We start from the raw sequence: 26,212 nt of genomic DNA on the forward strand, positions 1-26,212 counted from the left end.
TGGTAATGCAGCATCCACCGGATTCAGTAGCACCCCAGCCAGAGCCGCGCGCCGCTGTGCTGGGCCGTTTCCTGCGCGGCTCACTAGGATCAGGAGTAGCTGTGCTAGTGAGGGCGGCTGGAGCAGTAGTACTCAACAAGCTACTAGCCCTGTATGGGGGGGCGGGGGGCATTACATTGCTAGCTCACTTTCAAAACCTCATGGCCTTATTCACTACCCTTCCTAATGATGGGGTGCATGTGGGGCTAGTAAAATATCTGGCACCTCTGCGGCCAGGCTCTGGCCGTTACCGGGCGTGGTGGGGTGCAAGCTTAATCCTGAATGTAGGAGCCTTGCTGCTTGGCTTCCTGTTGCTGGCGTTGGTTCCCAACCCCCTAATAGGAATGTTTCGGCCCACAATAGGCTGGGGGGGACTGTTTGCGTTAGGCATCACTTTACTAACAGGACATGCATTGCTGGTATCGGTACTGTTGGCGGCGGGGCAGCTACGCCAGTACGTGCTCCTGACGGTGCTGCTCAGCAGCTTAGGGGTGGGAGCCGTGGCCACGGTATTGGCCTTGGGCGGTTCCAGTGAGTCAGCCCTCCTGGCCTATCTATTTGCTCAGGGAATGACAATAGTACCTACGCTGCTGCTGGCGCACCGAGCCGGATTGCTGCCTCGCCTTACCGGCCGCTTCAGTCAGCCAGCTCTTCGCGGGTTGAGCCGCTTTCTGCTCATGGCCGTAAGCGTGCTACTCTTTGGCAAGAGCATTGATTTTGCCATGCGGGAGGTGCTCATTCGGCAGCTAGGGCTGAGCCAAACTGACCTTTGGCAGGCCATAGCAAAGCTCTCCGATAATTATACTATGGTGTTTTCCGCTATCATGGGTAGCGTTTATTACCCACGGCTGGCTGCCTTTTCAGCTCAACCACTCCAGCGTAAAGCGTTGGTAAGGGCAGTACTAGCCCTGTTGGCTCCCGCTATATTGGTAGGGTTTGTAGTATTATGGTTGCTGCGGGTGTGGTTGCTTCCACTATTGTTTGATCAACACTTTGTAGCGGCGGCCCCGCTGCTCGCCCCGCAACTTGTGGGCGACTGGGCTAAATTTCTGACCTGGACGCTACTGTATCTGCTGACTGTGCAGGCGCAGGTCGGACGTTACATATTCGTGCAGGCAGCTTCTGCAGTGCTATATGCCGTGCTACTGGTGTGGCTGTTGCCTCACTATGGCTTGATGGGAGCACCTTTAGCACATGCGGCGCGCTTTTGGCTGCTTTTGCCAGGCTGCCTCTGGTATTTTCGGCGTGATATTGTGTAGGATAGCCTGTTAAGTGTTGTCTTATTTTAGTCTTGGTCGCTGTTGAAGCAGATAGTCTTCATCTGACGTACTGTAAAACCAGTCAGCTTGAATACAGAGGATTGCGTGTGTTCACCTCCAGTATGCCTGTTTAACTTGCCGCTCTATGTCAACTGTTGAGCAACCGCTGGTAACTATTATTGCACTGTGCTACAACCACGCTCGCTTTCTACCCCAGGCTCTCGACTCCCTGCTTAACCAGACGTACCCTAACCTAGAAGTACTGCTGGTTGATGACGCAAGTACCGATGATAGTGCTACTATTTTAATGCGTTACGCGCAGGCACAACCCAACTGGCGTCTCTTGTTGCTACCAGAAAATGTAGGTAATTGTCGAGCATTCAACAGCGCTTTTCGGCAATCGATGGGGGAATTTGTAATTGATTTTGCAACCGATGACGTGCTCCTGCCTCATCGGGTAGCTCATCATATAACTGCATTTCAAGAAGCTGGCCCGCAGTGCGGTATGGTGTATTCTGATGCGGAACTGATCGATGAGCAAGGGCACTTGGTGCGTCGTCATTTCCGACGTACTGCCCAAGGTCTGTTCCCACGGCCGGCATCAGGGTGGGTGTTTGCCGATGTGCTGGCGCGGTATTTCATCAGCACTCCAACTATGACTATGCGCCGCGCCACTTTGGAAGAGCTGGGTGGCTATGATGAAGCCCTGGCTTACGAAGACTTTGACTTTTGGGTGCGCGCCTCCCGCAACTGGCAATTTTACTTTTTGGATGAGGTGACTACCCAAAAGCGCCTGCACCCGCAATCAATGTCGCGGAAAGGCTACCAGCCCCACGATCCGTACCTGAATTCTACTATTCACGTGTGCCGTAAGGCCTTAGCTATGTGCCGGAATGAGGCTGAGCGCACTGCTCTAGCGGTGCGTGTGCGCTGGGAGCTGCGCCAAGCAGTGCGCTGGCGCAACTATTCAGAAGCCCGCACGCTTTATACGCTGCTGCAAGAGCTAAACCACCTCACCCTCTTCGACAGGTTGCTCGGCTTATGGGTGGCTATAATAAAGTAATCGGTAGGAAAGGGACCCTGTAAAGTTTATACTTAGAGGGACGAGCACTCTTGCCAGAAAGGACTGGCCTAGCGCTTGATGAGCCAATAAGGCAATTAAGTCACTGCTCCCAACTGCATGTACTTCTGCTTATCCACTTATCGAGTCGAATCCCCACTATTAATTATTCTTACCCTTTCTCTCGTCTCCTAAAGTCACTTCAAACAGCGACACTTTGCCATCTTCTGCAATTAACTGCCGCCGGGGGTACCAACTCAGAACTGAATCGGGAGAGTAACGGATGAGTTTGCGAGTTAGCTCATCGTTGGTGAGGGTGCTATGATTGAGCAACAGCCAGGCATGTTGGCCCGGACGTAGCTGCAAGGAGTCGCGCGACCAGTAGCGGCGATACTGCAACCCGGTCGGCATGGCAAAGCTGTAGTAGAAGTCGTAATTATCGATCAGAAAGTCATCAACTAATACCACGCCTTGGGCCGGGGCTTGCAGATGCTGCTTGATAACCCGATTCTGCGCAAAGTGAGACGACACTGAGGGCTTCCACATAAAATACGCCGGCCGAAGAACTAGGCACCCAACTAGCACCAGCAGGGTAAGTAGAGCCAATGGCGCCTGACCGGGCCGCAAAAAAGTAGGGCACAGAGGACGTGACTGAGCAACTGCCACTACCGCCAGAAACAGGCCTAGGCCACTATACAATACCGATAGGCTATTGTGCAGCCAACCCGCACACAGCAACAGGCCTAGCGCTATGATGACCACGCCACGGCCGTTGCGCAGCATGTACTGCAGCCCAAACCCCGCGGCCAGCGCCAGTGGCGGTAACAGGGGAGTCGTCATGCGTGGCAGCAGCGTGATGGGGTTATACTGGCCAAGCGAGGTACTACCAACCCAGAAGAAAAGCAGAGTGCTGAAGCCTAAGCCTAACCAAAACCGTTTGTCGGAGTTAGGCGCGGCAGGTTGTAGAAGGGCTGCGGCTGCCAGCAGTAGCATCGGCCCGAGCCCGGCTCCAATAAAGAAAGCAAGTGGCTGCCACGTAATGCGGCTGATAAGGGCCGCACGATTGCCTAACAGGTAATTACCTTCCTTTAGGAACTCATTGGTGTTCTCAATCAGGTGCAGGCGATACAGCGCATCGTGAGTATACACTTGGTAAAAAGCCAGGTATGCCGTGAGTAGGGCGAGGCCCGTAAACACAGCTGCGCCCCAAAACCGCCCGTGTTGGCGTCGCCAAGCATCACGTCCCAGCACGGCCAGGTAGAAGGGGAGGTAGTAGACAATGGTTTCTTTGCTGAGCAAGGCCGCGAAGCTGACTCCCGCGAACCCGATGCCCCACGCAAGCGTCCGCGCTCCGGCCCGCCGCCCGACCAGCAGCGCAGCCGACCCAGCCAAGCACCAAAACATCAAGATGTTATCGGGGTAGAGGTAATTGGTCAGGTTGAGGGTGAAGTAGTGCAAGCCCAGTAGCAGCATAGCTGTGGCTGCTACTACCGGCTCTTGCCGCCGGTACAGTTTCCAGATGAGCACAGCGCACCCCAGCGTAGCTAGCAGGGGCCACAGGGTGCTGCTGATAATATTAATACCGAACAGCAGGTAGCACAGCGCCACCGGACCGTAAATCATGGGGCGCTCCTTGAGGGGGTCGTGGAGGAGCCCTTGTGGGTCGGGAGCTACCCGAAAGGTGCCGTTAATCAGTTGGTGTGCATAGCGGGAATAGAAATAATCGTCGATAGCATACAGCCCTTCGTGGCTGAGGAAAAAATACGCAACGGTAAACAGTAGCACGAACAGGAGCGTCCAGTCGGCTAGGCGGCGAGATATCATGCGCGCAAAGCTACGCAGCGGCGCTGTGCCGGAGGCTGTATCTTGCGGCCATGAACCTACGTCGTTTCTGCTTGCTGCTCTTGCCGCTGCTCTTGCTCCTGGCGAGTGGCCTAGGGCTGGGCTGCTTCAGTGAAACAAACGACGACCTGACTATTGTGGCCCTGCTGCGTGGAACGTCGGCCGCGGCTCCGGTTACCGATCTACACCTGTACTTTCATGGGTATACTGCCCTCTGGAGCCGCCTGTATGTGGCATTTGCCGGGGTGCCTTGGTATGCCCTTACCCTATACACGCTTTTGTACGCGGCTACCGTACTCACCTTTTTGGTGTTGGAGCGGCTACTGCGGCCTAGGGTTTTGCTAGGCCAGGTGCTGATATTTTTGGTGTTGTTCTTTGCCGTAGCCTGGCTCGAACATGGCTTCTGGTTTAATTACGTGCGAGTACCGGTGCTGCTGGCGGGGGCCGGTGTGCTGTTTGCGGCCCAGCGCGCTCCTACTCGTTGGGCGCTGGCACTAGGCCTAGTAGCTTTTGGGCTAGCTTGGCTGATTCGGCCTAGCGCCGCCGTGCTGGGATTGGCGGCAGCAGCACCGGGGGCTTGGTGGCTGGCTCACCGGCAAGCCATTCCGGTAGTGGTGGGAGCCACAGGCTGGGCCGTGCTGGGGGCGTTGTGGCTTCACTTGACCTGGAGCCCCCAAGAAGTCACGTTTCGGCGGCTTGATGTGCTCAAGTCTAACATCAACGATTTTCAGTTGGCACACCCGCAGCCGCGCACTGCTCCCGATAGCCTAGCTCTGATGGAGGTGCAGCACTGGATGCTTAGTGATTCCACCCTAGTTAATGAGCCGTTCTTTGCACGGGCCGCTCCCTTCAATGCTGCGCATTTTCTACAGCACACCGCCCCCATTAAGCTAGCCGTGCTGCTTCAACAGCTTGGGCGCAATTACTTTCCAGTGCTGGTCGCTCTACTGGTAGTGGCCTACCAGGTTGGCCGCCTGCCACAAGCAGTACCCAAGCGGGAGTTCTGGCTGGTGCAGGCCGGCTTTGTTACTTTACTGCTGCTGCTAGGTATAGGGTTGAAACTGCCACCTCGGCTAGCCCTGCCATTGCTCGACTTTTGGTTGCTGGGTGGGCTGATCTACCTCTGGCAACGAGAGGAGGGGCTAGGCCAGTCCTTGCTTAGTATCTCAGTTGTTCTGCTGCTGACTGCCGTACCGTACGGATACAAGACTTGGCATCGGCGCACCCTGCTCAGGCAGGAGCAGTACGCCAATGAAGCGCTGCGGCGCCAGATATTAAGTCCAGCAGGTGCACCTCCGTTGGTAGTTTCTGATGCCGTGGAGCTGACATATAAGTCCAGTTCTCCGTTTGCTGATCCGGCGCTGGGGCGGCCCGTGCGCGTATTGTCACTGATGGGGTGGCAAACTCTTGACCCATCCCAGGCTGCGTGGCGACAACACCTAACGGGTAGTCGCGACTTTACACTGGCCTTGCAGCGGCTTGCTACCCGCCGCACGGTGCGCTGGATGCTTACACCAGCCGGCGCGGCATTGCTCAATCAGCACTTACTACGTGCCCACAGTGATGGTAAGCCCCTTGTGCAGTTGTTGCTTAAGCCGCTGCCAGCAAGCGGGTTATATGGTGTGCAAGAGTATGTAGCGGAGGTGAAGTAGCGGAAAAAGCCAAAATTTTATAGGGGGGTCTGCGGACTTATTCCGCGCAATACGGGGTACTGAATACATACATTTGGCCTAGATTTCTCCTCTTCCTTTCCGTCACCACCATGATTGCAAGCGTCACCTCCCGCGCGGAAGTCCTGCAGCACCTCGAATCTTTTCTGAAGGAAAACATGAGTTCCTTCCTGAAAAGCGTGGAGGCCAGCTGGCAGCCCACCGACTTCCTACCTGATTCCAGCCTCGATAATTTCTTTGACGAAGTAAAGCTTCTGCGTGAGCGCGCCAAGGAACTCAGCTACGACCTGCTGGCCGTACTCATCGGCGATACTATTACGGAGGAAGCCCTGCCCAACTACGAGGCGTGGTTTCACCAGCTTGATGATCTGAAGCGTGACCACAACAATGGCTGGGCGCAGTGGATCCGGGGCTGGACCGCGGAGGAAAATCGCCACGGTGACCTGCTCAACCGCTACCTCTACCTCTCGGGCCGCGTAAATATGCGCGAGTTTGAGGCCAGCACCCAGCACCTTATTGCTGATGGTTTTGACTTAGGCACTGCCCACGACCCATACCGGGCTTTTGTGTATACGAGCTACCAGGAAATGGCCACCAACATCTCGCACCGGCGCGTAGGCCAGTTGGCCCGCAAAGCCGGCGACGAGCAGCTCTCCAAGATTTGCGGCATGATTGCCGGCGACGAAACCCGCCACGCCCGCGTCTATAAAACCTTCGTGGAGAAAATTTTCGAGGTAGACCCCTCCGAAATGATGCTCGCCTTCGAGGATATGATGCGCAAGAAGATTGTGATGCCCGCCCACTACATGCGCGAGTTGGGTGTTGAAATGGGCAAAACCTTCGGCCACTTTACTGATGCTGCTCAGCGCCTAGGTGTGTACACCAGCCAAGATTACACCGATATTCTGGAGTCGTTGATTCAGGATTGGAAAATCGAACAGATGACGGGGCTCAACAGTGCCGCCGAAAAAGCACGCGAGTACGTAATGGCCCTGCCAGGCCGCCTGCGCCGCGTGGCCGACCGTATGCCGGTACCGAAACTAGAGTACAAGTTCAAGTGGATTGACGAAGTAGGCCGCTAGGCCAGTCACTGCACTGATAGCATAAAAAAAGCCCCCGCAACAACCTGTTGCGGGGGCTTTTTTATAAGTGATGCAGCTTAGCGCTGGGCGTCCATCGACTGGCCCATCACAAATTTGCCAGAAGAATCAAGGGTATACTCAACTGTGCGGCTAGTAGCTGCGGTAGCCGGAGCAGTGCCCGTAGTGGCTGCCGTGGCGCTGTTCACCGGGAAGGTGCGTACCAGTTTGTTGCCGCTGATCTGGTACGTGTCTTGGCCGGCATAGCCAGTTCCAGCGCTGCCGGTGGGCGTGCTGGGCGAGGTGATGGGCGTGTAGCCTCGCTCGCCAAACTCGTAAGCGTACAGACCGCCGTTAGCTTTCTTGTTATCGGTGAAGATGTACAGTTCAGGCTTGCCGTTGCCGTTCAGGTCACCGGATACCACGTTGGTTACGGCACCCATGATATCGGTGCGTAGAGGGTCAATGGTTTGAGCCGTGCCCCGGTAGGAGCGGATGCTGGCAACACGCTGCTCTTGCGAGCCAAATGTCTTAACCGTGAAACGATAGTTTCCCTGCGTAACCTCACGATCAAAGCTTACATCAGAAGCCTCTACCGTTGGCGTCGTAGAAGCCGAGTCGTCGGAGCTTTCGCTGGCCACTGGCCGGGTTGAATCGCAGGCAGTTAATGCCGCGCACATGCCAGATGCGAGTAAGAGAAGGGTGAAGGAAGACGTACGCATAGTGGTGAATGGGTTTGGAAAGACAAATAGTCGGCTAGTATAGTGCTGAGCAGAATATTCGTCCGGAGAGACTAAGCAAGTAAACGAAAGTGAAAAAAATGAGTTGTATTTTTCCTGTTAACTAGTGTAGAGCAAAGCTATTTATATAAACCAATATTAATATAACGAATAAGAACAATTTATAATAAGCTATGAATATTTCAGTAAGCTCGACTGTATTAGGTCTTCAGCCAAGCGCCTCTTAGTTAATTATTGCTGGTTTGCTCAACTCGAGTTTGGCGCCATCCTTGGCCTCGTTCTGCTAGTGTGTAGCGCACCGTGCGTTGGCCACCTGAAGGGCAGCAATTGGCATCGGCTGGCGCGTAAATAGGGAAGGTGCGCACTACTTCCTGGCCTAGCACTTGAAATGTGTCGTGCCCTTGGTAGCCCTGGCTGGCTGGGCCAGTTAGCTCGGGTAGCTCAGGCAACCGCCGCAACGTTTGGCCCTCAGGCAGGTAGCCATATAGTTGGCCGTATGAGCCACTCCCCGCGCTTTGCACAAAAACCAGCAGGCTAGATTGGCCACCGCCGGTCGGTAGTAGGGCCGTCTGCTGAACTTCCCCATCCAACGTGTCGCGGAGTGCCACTGGGGCCTGGTTGTTCTGCCGAACGCCTATGCTCATCATACGCATGCTACCCTCGCCGGTAGTCCGAACCATGTATTGAGTAGAACCCTGGGTCAGAGTCCGGCGGTAGCTAGTAACGGTATCAATACCACCTGCCTCAGATGGCATGGCAGTAGGTGCGCCCGGGGTGGTTGTGGTTTCGCGCGTGGTGTCGCAACTGGAAAGCGAGAGGCCTAGGGCCGCAACCGACAGGCCTAGTAAGGGTAAGAAAAACTTCATGTAGGGAGGAGAGAAAGAGTGCTTTCTATACGTAGGCCATAGGTAGGCTGTTGACCAATATCTTACGTTTTGCCCCTAAAATCACAACATTCTGCCCAACTACCTGAAGCTGGTGAGCGTACCAACTAAGGATGCTCGCAGTGGCGCTCAGGCTACAGGAGTGCGCCGGCTATAAAGAAGAAAGGCTGGTGTCAGCCAGCCTTTCTTTGGGTTACTTCTCAACTTTTACGCCTTTCCAAAAAGCTACCCGCCCCTCAATCTGTTTGGCAGCTTCCTTGGTCTCAGGGTAATACCAAGCGGCATCTTTGTTCAGCTCACCGTTTACGCGCAGGGAGTAATAGCTGGCGCGGCCCTTCCAGGGGCAGGTGGTATGAGCAATGCTTTCCTCAAAAAACTCCCGCTTGATGGAGTCGGCCGGGAAATAGTGGTTGTTTTCTACCACTACGGTGTCGTTGCTTTCGGCCACAACGGTATTGTTCCAAATAGCTTTCATGGGGTGTGGTGGGGGTTATGAAGGGAAGGTAGTATCTTGAAAATGGGCTTCTAGGCCAGTAGCGCCACCCCGCAAATACAATAGGGGCAAACCGGCACGCAAAACGAACATTGCTGCCCGTCCAGTTGTTCTAATTTCTCACTCCCCTTCATATGGCAGCAGGCTTTCGTTTCCGGGACTTCGTGCCCGAGGAGTCGTCCGATAAAGGTTTCGACTCCCTTTTCAAGATATTCATGCAGCTCATCACCATCACCAGCGGCGACGTGGGCGAGGCCCTTTCCTGGCTGAATGAGCTCGATAAACAATATGGCCTGACCGACGACAGCTACGGCATGGGTGACTTCATCGAGGACCTCAAGAAGAAAGGCTACATCGATGAGGATCCGCAGGAGCAAGGCGCGTTCAACATCACGGCCAAAAGTGAGCAGACCATCCGAAAGAGCGCGCTGGAGGAAATCTTTGGTAAGCTAAAGAAGTCGGGGCAGGGCAACCACCGCACGCCCCACACCGGCCAGGGCGATGAGCAGAGCACCGACATGCGGGAATTCCGCTTCGGCGACTCGCTTGACCAGATTTCCATGACGGAGTCGATCCGCAACGCCCAGCTCAACCACGGCCTCGGCACCGGCGACTTCATGCTGACCGAGGGTGACCTGGAAGTGCGCGAGAACGAGCATAAGTCGCAGACCAGTACTGTGCTGATGATTGACATCTCGCACTCCATGATTCTGTACGGCGAAGACCGCATCACGCCCGCCAAGAAAGTAGCTATGGCGCTGGCCGAGTTGGTAAAGCAGAAGTACCCCAAAGACTTCCTCGACGTTATTGTGTTCGGTAATGACGCCTGGCAGATTGAGGTGAAAGAGCTGCCGTACCTACAAGTAGGTCCCTACCACACCAACACGGTAGCTGGCCTAGAGCTGGCCCTGGATCTGCTGCGTAAGCGCAAGACGCCCAACAAGCAGATCTTCATGATTACCGATGGCAAGCCCACCTGCTTGAAAGAGGGCAACGGCTATTATAAGAACGCCTTCGGCCTCGACCGGAAAGTGGTTAACAAAACCCTGAACTTGGCCGCCGCCGCGCGCCGGCTCAAGGTGCCCATTACCACCTTCATGATTGCATCCGACCCCTACCTGCAGCAGTTTGTGCAGGAGTTCACGGAGGTAAACCAGGGCAAGGCCTACTACAGCTCTCTTAAGGGGCTAGGCCACCTCATCTTCGAGGACTATAAGCGTAACCGCCGGAAGTCGGTGTAAGTACTTCCGTCAGCTGGGTGAAAAGCCAGTCTGTCCGTGTAGAGCCTTTCTAGGCCACTACTGATGGGCTAACTTCTCATTATTTGGCTGACCGGTGGGATTCATTTCCACCATACCAAGCTGCGGTAGCGCAAAGGCAGCATGCCTGAACCTGCACGGCCCTTTACCAGTTAACTCAACCGGGGCTTAACTCCCCTCTCTACCTCCCGATGAAACAAGAATCCATTCGTACGCTGGGCCAACTGCGGGCCAGCGGGTACCAGCCGCGGTCTGTGAAACAGGAGCTGCGCGACAATCTGATTGCCAAGCTGCGCAGCAAGGAAGATGTGTTTCCGGGCATCTATGGCTACGAAGAAACTGTAATTCCCGAGTTGCAGCGGGCCATTCTAGCCGGCCACCATATCAACCTGCTTGGCCTGCGGGGCCAGGCTAAAACCCGTATTGCCCGTCTGCTGATCGGCCTGCTTGATGAGTATGTACCAGTAGTAGAAGGCTCGGAGCTGAACGACGACCCGCTGCAGCCGCTGTCGGTGTTTGCGAAAAACCTGATTGCTGAGCGCGGCGACGATACGCCCGTTGCCTGGCTGCACCGCGACGACCGGTACACCGAAAAGCTGGCTACGCCCGACGTATCGGTAGCTGACCTTATTGGTGATGCCGACCCTATCAAAGCGGCTACCCTAAAGTTGCCGTATTCCGATGAGCGCGTAATTCATTTCGGCCTGATTCCGCGGGCCCACCGGGGTATTTTCGTCATCAACGAGCTGCCCGACTTGCAGGCCCGCATTCAGGTGTCGCTGTTCAACATTCTGCAGGAAGGCGACATCCAGATTCGGGGCTTCAAGGTGCGCCTGCCGCTGGATCTGCAATTTGTGTTCACGGCTAACCCCGAGGACTACACCAACCGTGGCTCCATCGTTACGCCCCTCAAAGACCGTATCGACGCCCAGATCATTACGCACTACCCGAAGTCAATTGAGATTGGCAAGCGCATCACCAAGCAGGAAGCCCGCATCAAAGAGGAGCAGAAAGGTCTAGTGACCACCAACGAGATTGTGCACGACTTGGTAGAGCAAGTGGCCATTGAGGCCCGCGGCTCGGAGTTCGTGGACGCCAAGAGTGGCGTTTCGGCCCGTCTGACCATTTCTGCCTACGAGCAGGTGGTAGCGGGAGCTGAGCGCCGAGCTCTCATCAACGGCGAAGCTAAGACCTATGTGCGCGTGGCTGACTTCGTTTCGGCGGTGCCCGCCATTACGGGTAAAGTGGAGCTGGTGTATGAAGGCGAGCAAGAGGGAGCCGGCATTGTGGCTGAGAAGCTGATGGGCAAAGCCATCCGGACACTCTTCCTGAACTACTTCCCCGACCCCGACAAAGCCAAAAAGCTAAAAAGCCGCCCCAGCCCGTACAAAACGGTGCAGGAGTGGTTCGGCAGCGGCCACACCGTGGACATTCTCCACGACGCCTCCGACAAGGACTATCACGCCGCCCTCGACCAAGTGCCCGGCCTCCGCGACATCGTGAAGGAGCTGCACCCCAACGAGGACGCGGAAACTACCTACTTCCTGATGGAATTCCTGCTGCACGGCCTCTCCGAATATAGCTTGATTTCCCGGAACCGCCTTACCGCCGGTGCTCAGTTCAAGGACTTGCTGTCATCTATGTTCACCATGCCCAGCTTCGGTGACGATGACGATGAGGACGAAGACGAGAAGCCCCAGCGCGGCCGTCGCCGGTAGTAGCATCCCCTTGTCATTCCTCACTCTGTAGGAATTACATCAAAAAGCCCCGCGTACCACTTGGTGCGCGGGGCTTTTTCGGTTTATTCGACTGGCCTAGGCCTGCTCGTTTACCACGATTTTCTCGATGGTATCGTTCTGCTTGATCTGGTCGATGATATCCAAGCCTTCTACCACTTTACCGAACACGGTGTGGTTGCGGTCGAGGTGGGCGGTGTTCTGACGGTCGTGCACGATAAAGAACTGGCTGCCGCCGGTGTTACGGCCAGCGTGGGCCATGCTCAGGGCGCCGCGCTCGTGGTACTGGTGGTCGCCGGTCAGCTCGCAGTCGATTTTATAGCCGGGGCCGCCGGTGCCGGGCATGCCTTTCGCGCCCTCGCGGGTGTTGGGGCAGCCGCCCTGAATCACGAAGTTGGGGATAACGCGGTGAAACTTCAGACCGTCGTAGAAGCCTTTTTTGGCCAGGTCGGTGAAGTTTTTCACGGTGTTCGGAGCGTCCTGCTCATAGAACTCTACTTTCATTACACCTTTATTGGTGTGGATTTCGGCAGTTTTCATGTGGGGTTGAAATGTTGGGTGATGAGCGTATACGCAAGCACCAGCAAGGCGGTGCAAGAAGGGCGCAAATGTAGACAATTTAGGCGCGGTCAAACATCCAAGGTACAGGCGAGTTTCGTAAGCATATCCTGAAGCGGTGCTTCCGGAAATAGAACTATTTTTCTCCCTCACCAACCCCTGTTCTACCTTCTTATGAAGAAGACTCTGCGTATCACCACGCTAGCCTTGCTCTCGGCTGGTACTGTTTCCTTCGGCCTTATCAGCTGCGGCGAAAACAAGTCAGCTGAAGAAACCACAACCACCACACAAGCCAACACCGAAACCACCGTCGACTCAACGGCCATGCTCTCTGACTCCGCCCGGATGGGTAAGAAAGAAGGCGTCATGGTGGATGGGGTGGCCATGACCCCCGACCGTACCATTGTGCAAAATGCGGTGCAGGCCAAGAGCGTAACTACCCTGGTGAAAGCCGTACAGGCTGCCGGCCTCGATGGTACTCTCAGCGGCACAGGTCCTTATACAGTTTTCGCGCCTACCAATGCCGCCTTCGACAAGCTACCCAAAGGTGCCTTGGCTGGCCTGATGAAGCCCGAGAGCAAGGAGAAGCTCAAAGGCGTACTCACCTACCACGTCATTGCCGGCCGTTTGCTGGCCCAGGATCTGAAAGATGGTCAGGAACTGACGACGGTGAATGGGGAGAAAATCAAGGTGTCGGTGAAAGATGGTAAAGTGATGATCAACAATGCCAATGTGGAAACTCCCGACGTGATTTCCAGCAACGGCGTGACCCACATAATCGACAACGTTTTGCTGCCGACAGGCGAGTAGCACCCCTAAGATTTCCTGATTGGTTAGAAAGGCCCGACTGCTTCAGTCGGGCTTTTTTGTTGGTGTGCGTCAGTCTGCTAACCACCGTTGTCAGTAGACAACGGTGGTATTTATTTCAGCCCGTCATGTCGTGCTTATCGAGACAGTGCGCGTGCTGACGTAGTAGTAACCCAACGATTCAATCGACATGTCTCGACAAGCTCGACATGACGAGTTAGAAAACTATGCGTGCAACAAAGGCAAGCCTACTGGCCTAGAGGCCGGCGTTTTCGGCGGCGCGCTCGGCAAAACCGGCCCAGTCTACCTGCTCGTTCTTGGCAACTGTGGTAGAGAGGTTGTCGTGGATGATGTTCGCAAAGGGCATGGGCGCAGTCTGGGCGCGCGACTCATCCAACACCAGCCGCAGGTCCTTGCGGATAATAGCGGGTGGGGCGCCTACCGGCTGGTAGTGCCGCTCGGCTACCAGCTTGCCGTAGCTCTTGTAGATGGGCGTGTTGAAGATGGTGCTCGTGAAGAATTCATACACCTGCTGGCGGTCTAGGCCACTCTTTTGCGCCAACGTAAAGGCCTCGGCCATAGCCTCGATGGCGGCGCCCAGCATGAAGTTGCCGCAGAGCTTTACCACGCTGGCCGCGCCGGGGTCGTCGCCAAAATCGTGCACGCCCTGGCCTAGCGCCTCCAGCAAGGGACGCACCTTTTCGCGGACTGGCGCATCGGCACCAGCGGAGGCCAACCACAGCTTACCGGCTGCTGCCACATCGGGCTTCCCAAACACGGGCGTAGCAATGAGGTGGCTGCCGTGGGCAGTGTGCTCTTCGGCCAAGCGGCGGTTGGTGCCCGGCGCCACCGTACTGCAAGAGGCGTGAATAGCCCCAACTTTCATAGCGGGCAAGATGCCATCGGGACCCAAGCAAATTTCTTGGAGGGCCGCATCATCGGTTACCATGGTAAACACGAAATCGGCATCCTGCACGGCCTCGGCGGGCGTAGCGGCTACTTTGGCGCCTTGAGCCTTTAGCTCATCGGCTTTGCTGGCGGTGCGGTTGTAAACGGTGAGCTGATGACCGGCCTTCAGCAGGTTGTTGGCCATAGCCAGTCCCATGCTTCCTAAGCCCAAAAAGGCAACGGTATGCGACATACTATAAATTAGTGAGATGGTAAAGTTGTCGTTCGACTGGCCTAGAAAGCGCCAGCAGCGTGTATTGTTACGGGTAGGCCCGCTAAACGTCAACCTCACCGCTTCACTATTTCACAAATTCACCTTCTAATGGCGATTATCGTCGCCTTCCAGCATGCTCACGTAGCTGTCGTAGCGGGGGAGGGCAATTTTACCTTTGTCGACGGCTTCGCGCACGGCGCAGCCCGGCTCGTGCAGGTGCTGGCAGTTGTGGTAGCGACATTGGTTGAGCAGGGCCCGCATTTCGGGAAAGTAGCCAGCCAGCTCACCCTTCTTCACGTCGACTAGGCCTAGCTCTTTAATACCCGGCGTGTCGATGAGGTAGGTGCCGGGCCTCACTTCCAGCATCTCGGCGAAGGTAGTTGTGTGCACACCCTTGTCGGAGAACTGGCTGATTTCAGCGGTTTTTAGGTCGAGGTCGGGTACCAGCGCATTGATAAGGGTGCTTTTTCCTACGCCTGAATGGCCCGAAAGTAGGCTGACCTTATTATCCAGTAGGGCATCAATATCGCTTACGCCTTCACCGGTATGCGCGGAGCTGCGCAGGCTGGGGTAGCCCACGCGCTTATACATCTTGGCTATTTGCTCTTGGTAGTCAAGCAAGTCCTCATCGTAGATATCCGCCTTATTGAAGATGAGTGTAACCGGAATGTGGTAGGCCTCGGCCGTCACCAAAAACCGGTCGATGAAGCCGAACGACGTGGCCGGGGAGGCCAACGTAACTACCAGTAGGGCCTGATCGAGGTTGGCGGCTACAATGTGGGCGTGCTCACTCTTGTGCACCGAGCGGCGGATGATGTAGTTGCGACGCGGCTCAATGTGGTGAATTACGCCGGCACCTTCCGTTTGGTCCTCCACGGTAAAGTCTACCTGGTCGCCCACGGCCAGCGGGTTGCTAACCTTCAGGCCTTTAATCTTGAACTTGCCGCGCAAGCGGCAGCGGTGCAGCTGCCCCGTAGCAATTTCGCGAACCAAGTACCACGAGCCCGTGGATTTGACAACAATACCCGTCATAGGGGAAATAGTGAAAGGTGAAGTTGTGATTGGTAACGTGGTGTGGGCTTGAGATACGGTGCAGGTTCTACTGGCTTAGTCAGCGCCTGTAATTCCGCCGGAGAGATAAATGACCCAGTTTTATTGGTTTACCACATTGCCTTTCAGCCAACGCATAATACGGTCTGTAGCGCCGCTGCTTTGGTGCACGTACTCGAGGCTATCATCTAGCACTCGCAGCCTTGCCGACTCATCGTGGTAGAGATACGCAAAGCTGCGGAGCAGGTCTGATGGCTGCTGCACGGGGAAGGCACAGTTCAATGCTACCAAATCCTGAGCTTCCTGAAATTTACCATACGTGGGACCAAAAAACAGGGGCAGACCAAAAGCCGCCGCTTCCAGGGTGTTGTGCAAGCCCTTCCCAAATGCCCCTCCAATATAGGCGTACTGACCAAAGCGGTAGAGCTGGCTCAGCAGCCCCACGTTGTCCATGAGCAACACCCGCGACTGGCCTACAGTGGCCGCATCGGCCTGCGAGTACCGCACTACCTGCCCTGGCAGGGCCTGCTCTACCAACCGCAGATTGGTTTCGCTGATTTCGTGCGGGGCTACAATAAACCGAAGCTGCTGCTGGTACTGCTGAAGTAGCGGCGAAAGAACCGGCAGGTCTTCGGGCCAGCTACTGCCAATGATAAACACTGGGGCCCGGTCCTGCACAAACGCTTCCACTATCGGCAGAGGGCGGGGCGGGGCCGCCGCCGTGCGCACTACCGTATCGAAGCGAGTATCGCCGGCCTTGCTGGCTTGAGTAAGGCCAACTTGTTGGAGCAAGCGCACCGATTCGTCATTCTGGGTGAAAATATGCGTGAACCGTCCTAGAATACGCTTGAAGAAGCCTCCCCAGGGCCGAAAGAAATTCTGCTCAGGCCGGAAAATGGCCGACACGCTGATGGTCGGAATCTGGCGGTTGTGCAGCTCCGTGAGGTAGTAGTACCAGAACTCGTATTTCACGAATACAGCTAGCCGAGGCCGTACGGCATCCAGGAAAGCACGCGCATTGGCGGCCGTATCGAGGGGAAGGTAAAACACGTAGGCGGCACCGGGCCAGTTTTGGCGTACCTCGTAGCCCGAGGGCGAGAAGAAGGTCAGAACAATCTTGTGCTGCGGGAATTGGGCGGCGTAGGCCTCCATCAGCGGGCGACCCTGCTCAAACTCGCCCAACGAAGCGCAGTGAAACCAGGCCAGGGGAGCGGTTTCCTGGCGTAGAGCATTCTGAATGCGGGGTAACAGGCCTTGCCTCCCCTCAACCCAACGTGCCGCTTTGGGTACGAAGGAAGCCACCAACTGCAGTAGCAGGGCATAAAGGCGCAAACCGAGAGAATATAGAAAAAGCAATGCTAAAGCAGAGTGTCTGAGTGAAGAACAGCGAGTGGTTTCACCATTCGAAAGTTAGGAACCTCAACCCCTCGGATTACTGGCTCTTGTGCCCGCTCAACCATAAACCCATGGTGTGCAAAGAACGGACGAGCCGTACGGCTCGCGTCGGTATGCACGCTGGGTAGGCCTAGGCCGGTAGCGTGATGCAGTAAGGCATGCAACAGCTGCCGAGCTACGCCTTGGCCCTGATGCCGGGCACTCACGAAGAGGAAATCAAGGTAGCCGTTGGGGCAGAGGGAAGCAAAGCCGGTTAGACCAGTGGGCACTTCAGCTACCAGAAAATATTGAGCCGCCACTTTTTCCTGCCAACCGGCTGTATTCTGCCACCCGCCCCGCCAGGCTTCCACCTGCGCGGGAGAATAGTCGGCGGAATTGATCTGCGTAATGGTATCGTAAAACAACTGCCCGATGTGCGGAATATCAGCCTCGGTGGCCCGGCGGAGGATCATGCTGCAAAAGTACGCGGTTCTGTTGCCTCACTAGCAACTTCATGAAAAAAGCCCCAGCCGCTATGACTGGGGCTTTTTGTAAGAAATATACTGGCCTAGGAGCCATTAGCAGGCTACTAGCAGCAACTGCTTAGTGAGCAGCGTGCTTGCCGAGGTAGTTGGCCACGCCCTCACGGGTAGCTGACATGGCTTCTTTGCCTTCTTCCCAGTTGGCGGGGCATACTTCGCCGTTCTTCTCGAAGTACTGCAGGGCATCTACCATGCGCATTGCCTCGTCGATGCTGCGACCCAGCGGGCCGTCGTTCACCACCTGGTGACGCACGATGCCGTCTTTGTCGATCAGGAACAGGCCGCGGTAGGCCAGGGGTGAGCCCACGAAGATCATTTCGCCGGCTTCGTTGTAGTCGAAGTGACCACCCAGCACGTCGTAGTTAGCGGCAATGGTTTTGGTGGCGTCGGCCACGAGCGGATAGGTTACGCCTTCAATGCCGCCATTGTCGCGCGAGGTTTGCAACCAAGCAAAGTGCGAGAAGTGCGTATCGGTAGAGCAGCCCACGATGGCTACACCTTTGGCCTCGAAGTCAGCCAGACGCTCCTGGAAAGCAATGATTTCTGTAGGGCACACAAACGTGAAGTCGGCGGGGTAGAAGTAGAAGATAACGTGCTTCTTGCCCAGGTAACGGTCGAGGGAGAAATCCTCCTCAAATTCGCCGTCGATAACCGCAGTGGCTTTGAAAGAAGGAGCACGTTTGCCAACAAGAACTGCCATGAGTCTGAAAAATTAAAAATGAAAAGTAAGGCTGTGTTTGGATGCGTAACCTGCCTGTACGCCAAGGTTATACGCCCGGTCTTGAATTACGACCAGGTTAGTTTTTACGCTTCACCCCGGTGATGTGCAGCGAGAAGGAGTGAGGCTGAAAATTGGCGAGGCCGCGGGCAGCAAAAAAGTCCCGAATCAAATGGTCTAGCTGCGGGTCGCAGTAGTCGATTATCTCCTGCGTATCGGTGCAGAACAGGTGATGGTGCTCTGAACAGTCGGCATCGTAGCGGCGGGAGGCACCTTCGGCGGAAGCCACGCGCCGCGTGAGCCCGGCCGCCACAAAGGAGTCTAGCGCCTTGTAAACGGTGCCCAACGAAACGGTGGGCTCCAGCTCCACTACCCGGCGATGCACCTGCTCGGCCGTGGGGTGACCCGGCAACGTCAGCAGGCTTTCCAGGATAACCACGCGCTGGCGAGTAGCTCGAAGGCCGGCCTGGCTCAAACGGCCCCGCAATTGGCTTTGCGAAGGAGGAGTGGAGGGCGAAAAAGATTCGGACGAATGGCTCACCAGACAAGAATGATTCTCCGCAAAGATAAGCAGCCGTATTCTTGCAGGGCAACGATTATGGCCTAGCAGCCATAAAAACGCCTACTTACTTTGGTAAGCGGGTTAATGTAGCTAGCACAATCGGCGGGCTGAACGGCTGGCCTACAGGCTACTATCAGCGCAAATGCTCGTGCATATCGGAGCGACACACAAACTGAAAAGTTTGGCGGGTGCGTTGCTCCAACAACAACTGCCGGTCTTCGGTTAGGCGGCGGATGCTGGCTGCATTATAGTTTTTAATAGTATAAAGGTCGAGGCCAGTGTTGTAATGGATAGAAAACTGGTCGCGCAGCAGCTCTAGCAACTTATCGAGCCGGTACGCTGAGAAGTCAGTACACACCGAAAAGCTAATGGCTGAGTTCTGCATCAGATGAATTTTTAGCCGCACCTGAGCCAGGGCCCCAAAAATGACCTCTAGGTTTTCCTCCGAAATAAACGTGAGGTCCTTCGACTCAAAAGAAACCAGGCACTGGTTGGTTTTGCGGATGTAAGCAGGGGCCAGCAGGCCGTGGCGGCAGTTGTGGATCTTGGTGCCCTCGGCCGCAGGATCCAAAAACGACTTTACTAAAAGCGGAATCTGACGAACCGCTAGTGGCTTAATGGTTTTAGGGTGAATCACCGAAGCCCCGTAATAGGCCATTTCAATGGTTTCCTGATAGCTCACCTCCGGGTAGCGGACGGTATCCTTAAACACTTTAGGGTCGGCGTTTAGCAGGCCCGCTACGTCCTTCCATATCACCACCGACGACGCATCGAGGCAGTAAGCCAGAATAGCGGCCGTATAGTCTGAGCCCTCCCGGCCTAGGGTAGTAGTTTGGCCGCTGGCCGTCCCGCCCAAGAAACCTTGCGTTACTACCGGGCCTTGAGCCAAGAGGCTGGGCACCGTGGCGCGCAGGGCGCGTTCAGTGGTAGGCCAGTCGAGGCGCCCTTCTCGCCACGTGTGGTCGGTACGCAGCAAAGGGCGGCAATCCAGCCACTGTGCATTCAAGGCCCGGGCCACAATGCGCGTAGCCAGCAGTTCCCCGAAGCTCACAATCTGATCGTACTGCTTGTCGTAGTCGCCAGGGGTGAGGGTGGCCAAGCGGTCGTGCAATTGCTCCAGCAGCGCGTCTACCGGGCCTTTTGCAGCGGGTAAGTCCTCCGGAAAGAGCTCAGCCAATACTAATCGGTGAAAATCAGCCAGCTGAGTAAATGCAGATTCATATTCTAGGCCATTGTAGGCCAGTTGGAAGATGTCTTCCAGAGCATTCGTGGTTTTGCCCATCGCCGATACCACCACTAGCAAGCGTTGGGTGGCACCAGCGGTGGATACAATGTGGCGCAGATTACGAATAGCGGCGGCATCCTTCACTGATGCGCCCCCGAACTTATAAACGGTAAGAAGCGGCGGTGTGTGCATGGCCCCAAATGTAGGGCGAACCATAGGAATCTAGCCCTTCGACACGCCTTTTCCCGGTAGTGGTCGTATTTCTATGTGTCAGCGGAACTCCTTAAAACCTATGCTAAGAGGTAGAATAATTAGATTAATTCGGTCACTGGCCAAGCTTGCTAGGCCACTCCGCGCCCTTGTAGGCTGCAGACTAAGGTACTTGCCTAACGAGAAGTTGAGCGCAGAAGTGACCTAGCGACAATAGCCGTTGCCTTGCCGAAGCCCGCGAGAAAAGACTACTTTTGAACACCCACCACCCGCATATTTTTCACCTCCCTATGAATCAACACGACAAACTGGCGTTGCCCGTCGGTACCACCCTTGACCGTTTTATTATGCGTAAGCAAGAAGACTTTCCGTATGCTACCGGAGAGCTTTCCCAATTGCTACGCGACATTGCCCTGGCGGCCAAAATCGTGAATCGCGAAATCAACCGCTCTGGCCTTATTGATATTGCAGGCGCCTACGGTAACCGCAACGTACAAGGCGAAGATCAGCAGAAGCTGGATGTTATTGCCAACATCCGCTTTATCCGGGCCTTGCGCAATGGGGGAGAAGTGTGCACTATTATTTCCGAGGAAGACGAGGATGTAATCCAGACCGGCAATGTGCAAGGCAAGTATGTTGTAGCTATCGACCCCTTGGATGGCTCATCGAACATCGACGTCAACGTCAGTATTGGCACCATCTTCAGCATTTACCGCCGCGTGTCGCCTACGGGCAGCGAGGGCACTAGTCAGGACTTTCTGCAGCCCGGCACCCACCAGGTAGCGGCTGGCTATGTAATATACGGCTCCAGCACCATGATGGTATATACCACCGGCAACGGCGTCAATGGCTTCACCTATGAGCCTTCTCTAGGTGAGTTTTTCCTGTCGCACCCCAATATTCAAACACCCAAGTCAGGTGCTATATATTCCGTAAACGAAGGGAGCTCGGAGTCATTTTCGGAAGGTATGAAGGCCTTTGTGGCCTACTGCAAAGAGCAGAGCTACTCTGCCCGTTATATCGGCTCCTTGGTAGCCGACTTCCACCGGAATCTGCTCAAGGGCGGTATTTATATGTATCCACCCACCGCCAAGGCTTCCAGCGGTAAGCTGCGCCTGATGTATGAGTGCAATCCCCTAGCTTTCATTATAGAGCAAGCCGGCGGAAAATCCAGCAATGGCCGCCGTCGTACCATGGAAATCGAGCCCAGAGAGATGCATGAGCGTTGCCCGTTGTTCATTGGCTCGCCCGAGCTAGTGGAGAAAGTAGAAGAGTTCTTGGCCCGTGAACATGCCAGTGAAACATCAGTAATTGGCTAGGCCACTAATCACTGACTCTTGCCAACAAGAAAGAGGCCTACCAGCTAGCTGGTAGGCCTCTTTCTGTTACCGAAAACCGAAAAAGCTATTCGGCTTTTTTGCTGGTTTTCTTGGTGGTTTTATGCGTAGCAGCCTCTGGGTTATTAGCGGCATTGCTTTCCTCAGAAGCCGGAATGATGCCCGCCGTGCTTATGGCTTCATCATTGGCTGGCTCCGTTTGCTCGGTAGCGGAAGTTTCCTCGGGTGCGTCGTCGGCGGCAGGTGCCTGGTACTCCAGTGTGCTGCTCACGGTCCGGTACCAGGTCACCAGCTTTTTGATGTCTGACATATATACCCGGTCGCGGTCATAGTCCGGAATAATCTCGCCCATAAAGGCCGTCAGGTCCCGGTCGTCAGACTTATTGCTCAGCGGCAGATCAGCACCGTACTTCTGATGAATACGGTCAAATACTTCCGTCAGGGGCACCGTGTGGTCGTAGTCCTGCGTGTAAATGGAAATTTCGTGGAGCAGCGAAACCTTATTACGGGCTGAAGCCACAGAACGGGTTGCTTTAGCATCCAGAGACTCAATGATAACGCCTGCGCGAGTGGGCTTCAGTAGGCGGAACAGACCGGGCATTCCGCTGATAGCGGCAACTTCCTTCAGGTCGTAAGGCATAGGAAAAAACAGTTGTTGAAAGTGCGAAGGTACGCAGTAGCAACCGCCGGAGCGAAGGACTACAGTTTGAAGGTAATGGGTAGGCTGGTCAGAATGGCGTAGTCGGGTTTCTTGAATTTTAGCAGCCGTACTACACGCAACGCTTCTTCCCCACAACCACCGCCAATTCCTTTTACCAGCTTGATGCCACTGAGAGTACCGTCGGTGTTGAGGGTAAAGCTCACAATGCACTGACCTTGAATTCGATTGCGCTTGGCCAGAATAGGATATTTGAGCTCCTGGTAAATGAACGAGTACATGGCCTCTTGTCCGCCCTCATAGTATTCCGCCACCGGAATAGCCTTTGGGGCGTGAGCTGGTGCGTCCTGCTCAGGCGCTACTTCGGGAGCGGGTGCGTCAGTTTTAGCCGGGGTCTTGGTTTTCTGTGCCATCGCCGGCGCCGAGAGAGCCAGCAAGCCAATACCCAACAGGAAGGGAAGTTTTTTCATGTAAAGGAGGGAATCTAATAAAGTGTCGAAGACGACTACCAGGGCAATTACAGGGCCAAATTTACGTAGTTGACGCCTCTTCAGCCAGTTGGCGATTGACTTCTTCGATAAAGTTTAGCACTTCATCACGCCCTGTTTTTTCCTCGGCCGAGGTTAGAAAGTGACGGGGAAGCTCATCCCATGTTTCTTCCATCTTCCGCAGATAGTCGACCACGTTCTGTTGTGCTTTTGAGCCGGAAAGTTTATCAGCTTTTGTAAATACCATTACAAATGGAATACCGCCCGAGCCCAACGTTTCCATAAAATCAAGATCAACTGCTTGCGGCGGATGACGTGCGTCGAGCAATACAAAAACACACGCAAGATTTTCTCTTTTGTGTAAATAATAATTAATCATTCGGCCCCATTTTACGCGAGACTCTTTGCTGACTTTCGCGTAACCATAACCGGGTAAATCAACCAAGTACCATTCGTTGTTAATCAGGAAATGATTGATCAGCTGAGTTTTACCTGGCAGGGAAGAAGTTTTAGCTAACCCTTTTTGCCCGGTTAGCATATTGATTAAAGAAGACTTCCCCACGTTCGAGCGGCCGATAAAGGCGTATTCCGGCATAGTAGGGGCAGGGCATTGCTCCACGCGGGAGTTGCTCATCAGAAATTTCGCTTCCCGAATAATCATAAGCGGCAGAGTGATACACCGCAAAGGTAGCCATTTAGCTGACCCGGCTCCGGCATAATTTTTTCATGAAAAACCTTGCTATTTAAGATGCACGGCTATATTTGCGCGGTTCTAATTGCCGAGTCGCAGCGCGAACTAATGAAAAAGATTACCTCTAAAGTGATGATTTAAGTTTCATTAATAGGATACGACAAAGGCCGTATTATAAAATTTCTATCTTTGGCCGCAAATTGACTGGAAATAAGAATAGGTGAGCCGCAGTATTTAAAGTAGTTTATATGTAAAGCTATCGGCATAATCCATAAAATTGCTTTCAACAGCTTAACCCTGGCACTTATTTTCAGTATAAGAGGCAACTCGCGAAAATCGTCGTTCAATAAAGACGCCGGTGTTCAAAAACTCTCCCTTGCAACTCCTTATTTCCCTAAACCCTCCTACAATGGACAACTTAGTCAGAAGGTTATTAAAAGCCTCGTGTGCGCTTGCGCTAACGGCGGCTGTGGCCCAACCTGCCCTGGCCCAAAGCACGCGTAAACAGCTTAAGACTGCTAATAAGTACTTTGAACAGGAGAACTACCGGGCTTCTATTCCTTTCTACGAACAAGTATTAGCCAAGGAGCCAAACAATGCCTTAGCACTGTTCCGCGCTGGTATTGCCTACATGTCTTTCGACAAGGAAAAGGCAAGTGACTATATTTATAAAGCGCAGAAGCTCAAGCCGAAAGTTGCTAAAGATGTAGAATACTGGCTGGGCCGCGTTGATCACCTGAACTACAACTTCGACGAAGCTATTCAGCACTTCCAGGCGTACAACACGACCCTGAAGCAGAAGGATACGCGCAAGAAGGACTTGGCGCAGTTGATTCAGCACAGCAAAAATGCGAAAGTGCAATTCAACAGCCCTAAGGACATCTTTGTTAAGAACCTTGGCCCCACCATCAACACGCAGTACTCTGAGCACAGCCCCGTTATCTCTGCTGATGACAAGCTTTTGCTGTTCACTTCGCGGGGTGAGAACGTAACTGGTGCTGGTAGCACAAATTCCAAGGACAAGGGCAACGTTGCCTCTGACGGCGAATATTACGAAGACATCTTCGAGGCCAAACGCATCGACGAAGACGAGTGGGAAAAGCCCCGTTCGCTGAGCGGCGCCCTCAACGGCAAAGGCCACGATGCTTCCATTCAGGTGTTCGATAATGACACCAAAATGCTGATGTATCGCCAAGATGAGAATGGTGACATTTTCTACTCTGAGCGCTCGGGTGGCGACTGGACGGCTCCTAAGAAGCTGAACGGTAACATCAACTCCAAAGCGTATGAGTCGGATGCGTACATCACGCCCGACGGACAGACGATCTACTTCTCCACGGGTAAGTTCTCTGAAGACGGTACGCTGGATATTTATTACTCTACCCGCCAGCCGGGTGGCGACTGGGGACCTGCTAAGTCGTTGGGTACGGCCATAAACACGCAGTACGATGATGATAGCCCTTATTTGAGCCGGGATGGTAAAACACTGTACTTCTCTTCGCGTGGCCACAACACCATGGGTGGCTACGACATCTTTAAGTCAGAGTGGGATTCAGTAGGCAACAAGTGGGGCCGCCCCGAGAACATGGGCTACCCCATCAACACGCCTGACGATGATACCTACTACCGCTTAAGCCCTGATGGTAGCTACGCGTACTTGTCGTCGTACCGGATCGGTGGGTACGGTGAGAAGGACATCTACACCATTAACTACATTAAGAACGCCATTATCCGCGGTAAGGTGTTCAGCAAGCGTGACAGCAGCACGGTTATTCCAGGTGTGGAGCTGGTATTTAGCGGCACTCAGGCAGATAAAACTGCTCTGAGCTACCGTGATGTGACCAAGCCCGAAACCGGCGACTATTCGGTGAACGTGCTTTCGGGCCGTACCTACCAAGTGGCTGTTTCGAAGGATGGAAAGAATATCGAGACGCAGGAATTTGCCGTGCCGATTTCAACCAACGACTCTACGGTAGTTGAGAAGAACTTCTACGTTGACTACATCGACACCACGTCGATGATGGCCTCGCAGTTCAAGAAGATCTACTTCGATACTGATAAGTATAACCTGCGTCCGGAGTCAATTCAGGAGTTGAACAACATTTCGAACATCCTGAAGGCCAACCCCGGTATCAACATCTCTATCGAAGGTCACTGCGACTCGCGCAACACCGACGAGTACAACATTGTACTGGGTCAAAACCGGGCTAATGCCGCTTACAACTACCTGAAGAAGTCGGGGGTAGGCGAAACCCGCATGGTAACTGTGAGCTACGGTGAGCGTCGTCCGGCTGCGCCGAACGATTCGCCCGAAAACATGCAGCTGAACCGCCGCGTTGAGTTCCGCGTGATTTTGAAAGAAGGCGAAACGATGCCTCAGTTCAACACCGGTACGGGTACTGGCACGGGCACAGGAACTAGCGGTACTACTGGTACCAGCACTTCCAGCAGCTCTAACAGCTCAACCCGCACCACGGTGCCGTTGGCCCCAGGTAAGAGCAAAGCCAAACTGCCCGATGGTACCAAGGTGAAAACCAAGGTAGACGAGGACAGCGACAAAGTAAAAGTGAAAACCAAAGGCGCCAACGACGAGAAAAGCAAGACCGTAACGAAAGACGGTACTATTGACTCGAAAGTGAAAGAAGCCGACGGCGCGAAGACCAAAGTGAAGACCGACAACGACTAATCGTCTTAAGGTCAAGCCAAAAACGGGTCGGGCATATTGCCCGACCCGTTTTTTTTCAACATAATGCCGGGGTTGGCGTTATG

The 26,212-nt window shown here is 54.5% G+C and carries 24 protein-coding genes; 9 read left to right on the forward strand and 15 right to left on the reverse strand.

Going from position 1 to position 26,212, the window contains the following annotated elements; genetic code table 11:
* The first annotated feature begins 5 nt into the window (after positions 1-5).
* Positions 6-1,298, forward strand: a complete 1,293-nt coding sequence (locus EU556_RS22880; RefSeq protein WP_135436573.1) for an MATE family efflux transporter — start codon at positions 6-8, stop codon at positions 1,296-1,298.
* 145 nt (positions 1,299-1,443) lie between these two features.
* Positions 1,444-2,361: a glycosyltransferase family 2 protein gene (locus EU556_RS22885; RefSeq protein ID WP_135436574.1), complete on the forward strand. Its 918-nt coding sequence runs from the start codon at positions 1,444-1,446 to the stop codon at positions 2,359-2,361.
* Between the two features lie 159 nt (positions 2,362-2,520).
* On the opposite strand, the gene EU556_RS22890 is transcribed toward EU556_RS22885, so the two are convergent.
* Entirely contained in the window at positions 2,521-4,182 is a 1,662-nt protein-coding gene (locus EU556_RS22890) for an ArnT family glycosyltransferase (RefSeq protein ID WP_135436575.1), read from the reverse strand.
* A 50-nt stretch (positions 4,183-4,232) separates the two neighbouring features.
* On the opposite strand from EU556_RS22890, the gene EU556_RS22895 reads away from it, so the two are divergent.
* Positions 4,233-5,852 (forward strand): hypothetical protein, encoded by a 1,620-nt coding sequence (locus tag EU556_RS22895; RefSeq protein ID WP_135436576.1) that lies wholly within the window; start codon positions 4,233-4,235, stop codon positions 5,850-5,852.
* Between the two features lie 110 nt (positions 5,853-5,962).
* Positions 5,963-6,952 carry an acyl-ACP desaturase gene (locus tag EU556_RS22900; protein ID WP_135436577.1) on the forward strand — a complete coding sequence of 330 codons (990 nt, stop codon included), beginning with the start codon at positions 5,963-5,965 and terminating at the stop codon, positions 6,950-6,952.
* A gap of 77 nt (positions 6,953-7,029) precedes the next feature.
* On the opposite strand, the gene EU556_RS22905 is transcribed toward EU556_RS22900, so the two are convergent.
* The 3 genes from EU556_RS22905 to EU556_RS22915 form a co-directional block, all read right to left on the reverse strand.
* Complete coding sequence (locus EU556_RS22905) at positions 7,030-7,671, reverse strand: hypothetical protein (protein WP_135436578.1); 642 nt, start codon at positions 7,669-7,671, stop codon at positions 7,030-7,032.
* Positions 7,672-7,916: 245 nt separating this feature from the next.
* Positions 7,917-8,555 carry a hypothetical protein gene (locus EU556_RS22910; RefSeq protein ID WP_135436579.1) on the reverse strand — a complete coding sequence of 213 codons (639 nt, stop codon included), beginning with the start codon at positions 8,553-8,555 and terminating at the stop codon, positions 7,917-7,919.
* A gap of 211 nt (positions 8,556-8,766) precedes the next feature.
* Complete coding sequence (locus EU556_RS22915) at positions 8,767-9,048, reverse strand: DUF427 domain-containing protein (protein ID WP_135436580.1); 282 nt, start codon at positions 9,046-9,048, stop codon at positions 8,767-8,769.
* 152 nt (positions 9,049-9,200) lie between these two features.
* On the opposite strand from EU556_RS22915, the gene EU556_RS22920 reads away from it, so the two are divergent.
* Positions 9,201-10,307 (forward strand): vWA domain-containing protein, encoded by a 1,107-nt coding sequence (locus EU556_RS22920; RefSeq protein WP_135436581.1) that lies wholly within the window; start codon positions 9,201-9,203, stop codon positions 10,305-10,307.
* 209 nt (positions 10,308-10,516) lie between these two features.
* Positions 10,517-12,043 carry a sigma 54-interacting transcriptional regulator gene (locus EU556_RS22925; protein ID WP_135436582.1) on the forward strand — a complete coding sequence of 509 codons (1,527 nt, stop codon included), beginning with the start codon at positions 10,517-10,519 and terminating at the stop codon, positions 12,041-12,043.
* Positions 12,044-12,139: 96 nt separating this feature from the next.
* On the opposite strand, the gene EU556_RS22930 is transcribed toward EU556_RS22925, so the two are convergent.
* Complete coding sequence (locus tag EU556_RS22930) at positions 12,140-12,601, reverse strand: peptidylprolyl isomerase (protein ID WP_135436583.1); 462 nt, start codon at positions 12,599-12,601, stop codon at positions 12,140-12,142.
* 192 nt (positions 12,602-12,793) lie between these two features.
* Between EU556_RS22930 and EU556_RS22935 the strand changes: the two genes are divergently transcribed.
* Entirely contained in the window at positions 12,794-13,429 is a 636-nt protein-coding gene (locus tag EU556_RS22935) for a fasciclin domain-containing protein (RefSeq protein WP_135436584.1), read from the forward strand.
* Positions 13,430-13,682: 253 nt separating this feature from the next.
* Here the strand turns inward: EU556_RS22935 and EU556_RS22940 are convergent, their stop codons facing one another.
* From EU556_RS22940 to EU556_RS22970, 7 genes are all read right to left on the reverse strand, one after another.
* Positions 13,683-14,567, reverse strand: coding sequence for an NAD(P)-dependent oxidoreductase (locus tag EU556_RS22940; RefSeq protein ID WP_135436585.1), 885 nt, complete (start codon positions 14,565-14,567; stop codon positions 13,683-13,685).
* A 126-nt stretch (positions 14,568-14,693) separates the two neighbouring features.
* The gene (rsgA, locus tag EU556_RS22945) at positions 14,694-15,620 is read right to left on the reverse strand and encodes a ribosome small subunit-dependent GTPase A (protein WP_135436586.1); all 927 of its coding nucleotides are present in this window, start codon (positions 15,618-15,620) and stop codon (positions 14,694-14,696) included.
* A 120-nt stretch (positions 15,621-15,740) separates the two neighbouring features.
* Complete coding sequence (locus EU556_RS22950) at positions 15,741-16,940, reverse strand: 3-deoxy-D-manno-octulosonic acid transferase (protein ID WP_245327848.1); 1,200 nt, start codon at positions 16,938-16,940, stop codon at positions 15,741-15,743.
* Between the two features lie 56 nt (positions 16,941-16,996).
* Entirely contained in the window at positions 16,997-17,485 is a 489-nt protein-coding gene (locus EU556_RS22955; RefSeq protein ID WP_135436588.1) for a GNAT family N-acetyltransferase, read from the reverse strand.
* Positions 17,486-17,615: 130 nt separating this feature from the next.
* Positions 17,616-18,254 (reverse strand): peroxiredoxin, encoded by a 639-nt coding sequence (locus EU556_RS22960; RefSeq protein ID WP_135436589.1) that lies wholly within the window; start codon positions 18,252-18,254, stop codon positions 17,616-17,618.
* A gap of 97 nt (positions 18,255-18,351) precedes the next feature.
* The gene (locus EU556_RS22965) at positions 18,352-18,747 is read right to left on the reverse strand and encodes a Fur family transcriptional regulator (RefSeq protein WP_210116354.1); all 396 of its coding nucleotides are present in this window, start codon (positions 18,745-18,747) and stop codon (positions 18,352-18,354) included.
* A 220-nt stretch (positions 18,748-18,967) separates the two neighbouring features.
* A complete protein-coding gene (locus EU556_RS22970; RefSeq protein WP_135436591.1) occupies positions 18,968-20,251 on the reverse strand; it encodes an aspartate kinase in 1,284 nt (427 codons plus the stop codon).
* A gap of 308 nt (positions 20,252-20,559) precedes the next feature.
* On the opposite strand from EU556_RS22970, the gene fbp reads away from it, so the two are divergent.
* On the forward strand, positions 20,560-21,588 hold the full coding sequence (fbp, locus tag EU556_RS22975; RefSeq protein ID WP_135436592.1) for a class 1 fructose-bisphosphatase: 1,029 nt from the start codon (positions 20,560-20,562) through the stop codon (positions 21,586-21,588).
* An 85-nt stretch (positions 21,589-21,673) separates the two neighbouring features.
* Here fbp and EU556_RS22980 read toward each other — a convergent pair whose 3' ends face one another.
* The 3 genes from EU556_RS22980 to yihA all read right to left on the reverse strand — a co-directional run bounded on the left by EU556_RS22980 (position 21,674) and on the right by yihA (position 23,413).
* Entirely contained in the window at positions 21,674-22,246 is a 573-nt protein-coding gene (locus tag EU556_RS22980) for a DUF5606 family protein (RefSeq protein ID WP_135436593.1), read from the reverse strand.
* A gap of 59 nt (positions 22,247-22,305) precedes the next feature.
* Positions 22,306-22,734: an energy transducer TonB gene (locus tag EU556_RS22985; protein WP_135436594.1), complete on the reverse strand. Its 429-nt coding sequence runs from the start codon at positions 22,732-22,734 to the stop codon at positions 22,306-22,308.
* Positions 22,735-22,795: 61 nt separating this feature from the next.
* A complete protein-coding gene (gene yihA, locus EU556_RS22990; RefSeq protein WP_135436595.1) occupies positions 22,796-23,413 on the reverse strand; it encodes a ribosome biogenesis GTP-binding protein YihA/YsxC in 618 nt (205 codons plus the stop codon).
* Positions 23,414-23,912: 499 nt separating this feature from the next.
* On the opposite strand from yihA, the gene EU556_RS22995 reads away from it, so the two are divergent.
* The gene (locus EU556_RS22995; protein WP_135436596.1) at positions 23,913-26,129 is read left to right on the forward strand and encodes an OmpA family protein; all 2,217 of its coding nucleotides are present in this window, start codon (positions 23,913-23,915) and stop codon (positions 26,127-26,129) included.
* The last annotated feature ends 83 nt before the right edge of the window (positions 26,130-26,212 follow it).

It is taken from the genome of Hymenobacter fodinae (genome assembly GCF_004745825.1).
GTDB classification, from domain to species: Bacteria; Bacteroidota; Bacteroidia; order Cytophagales; family Hymenobacteraceae; genus Hymenobacter; species Hymenobacter fodinae.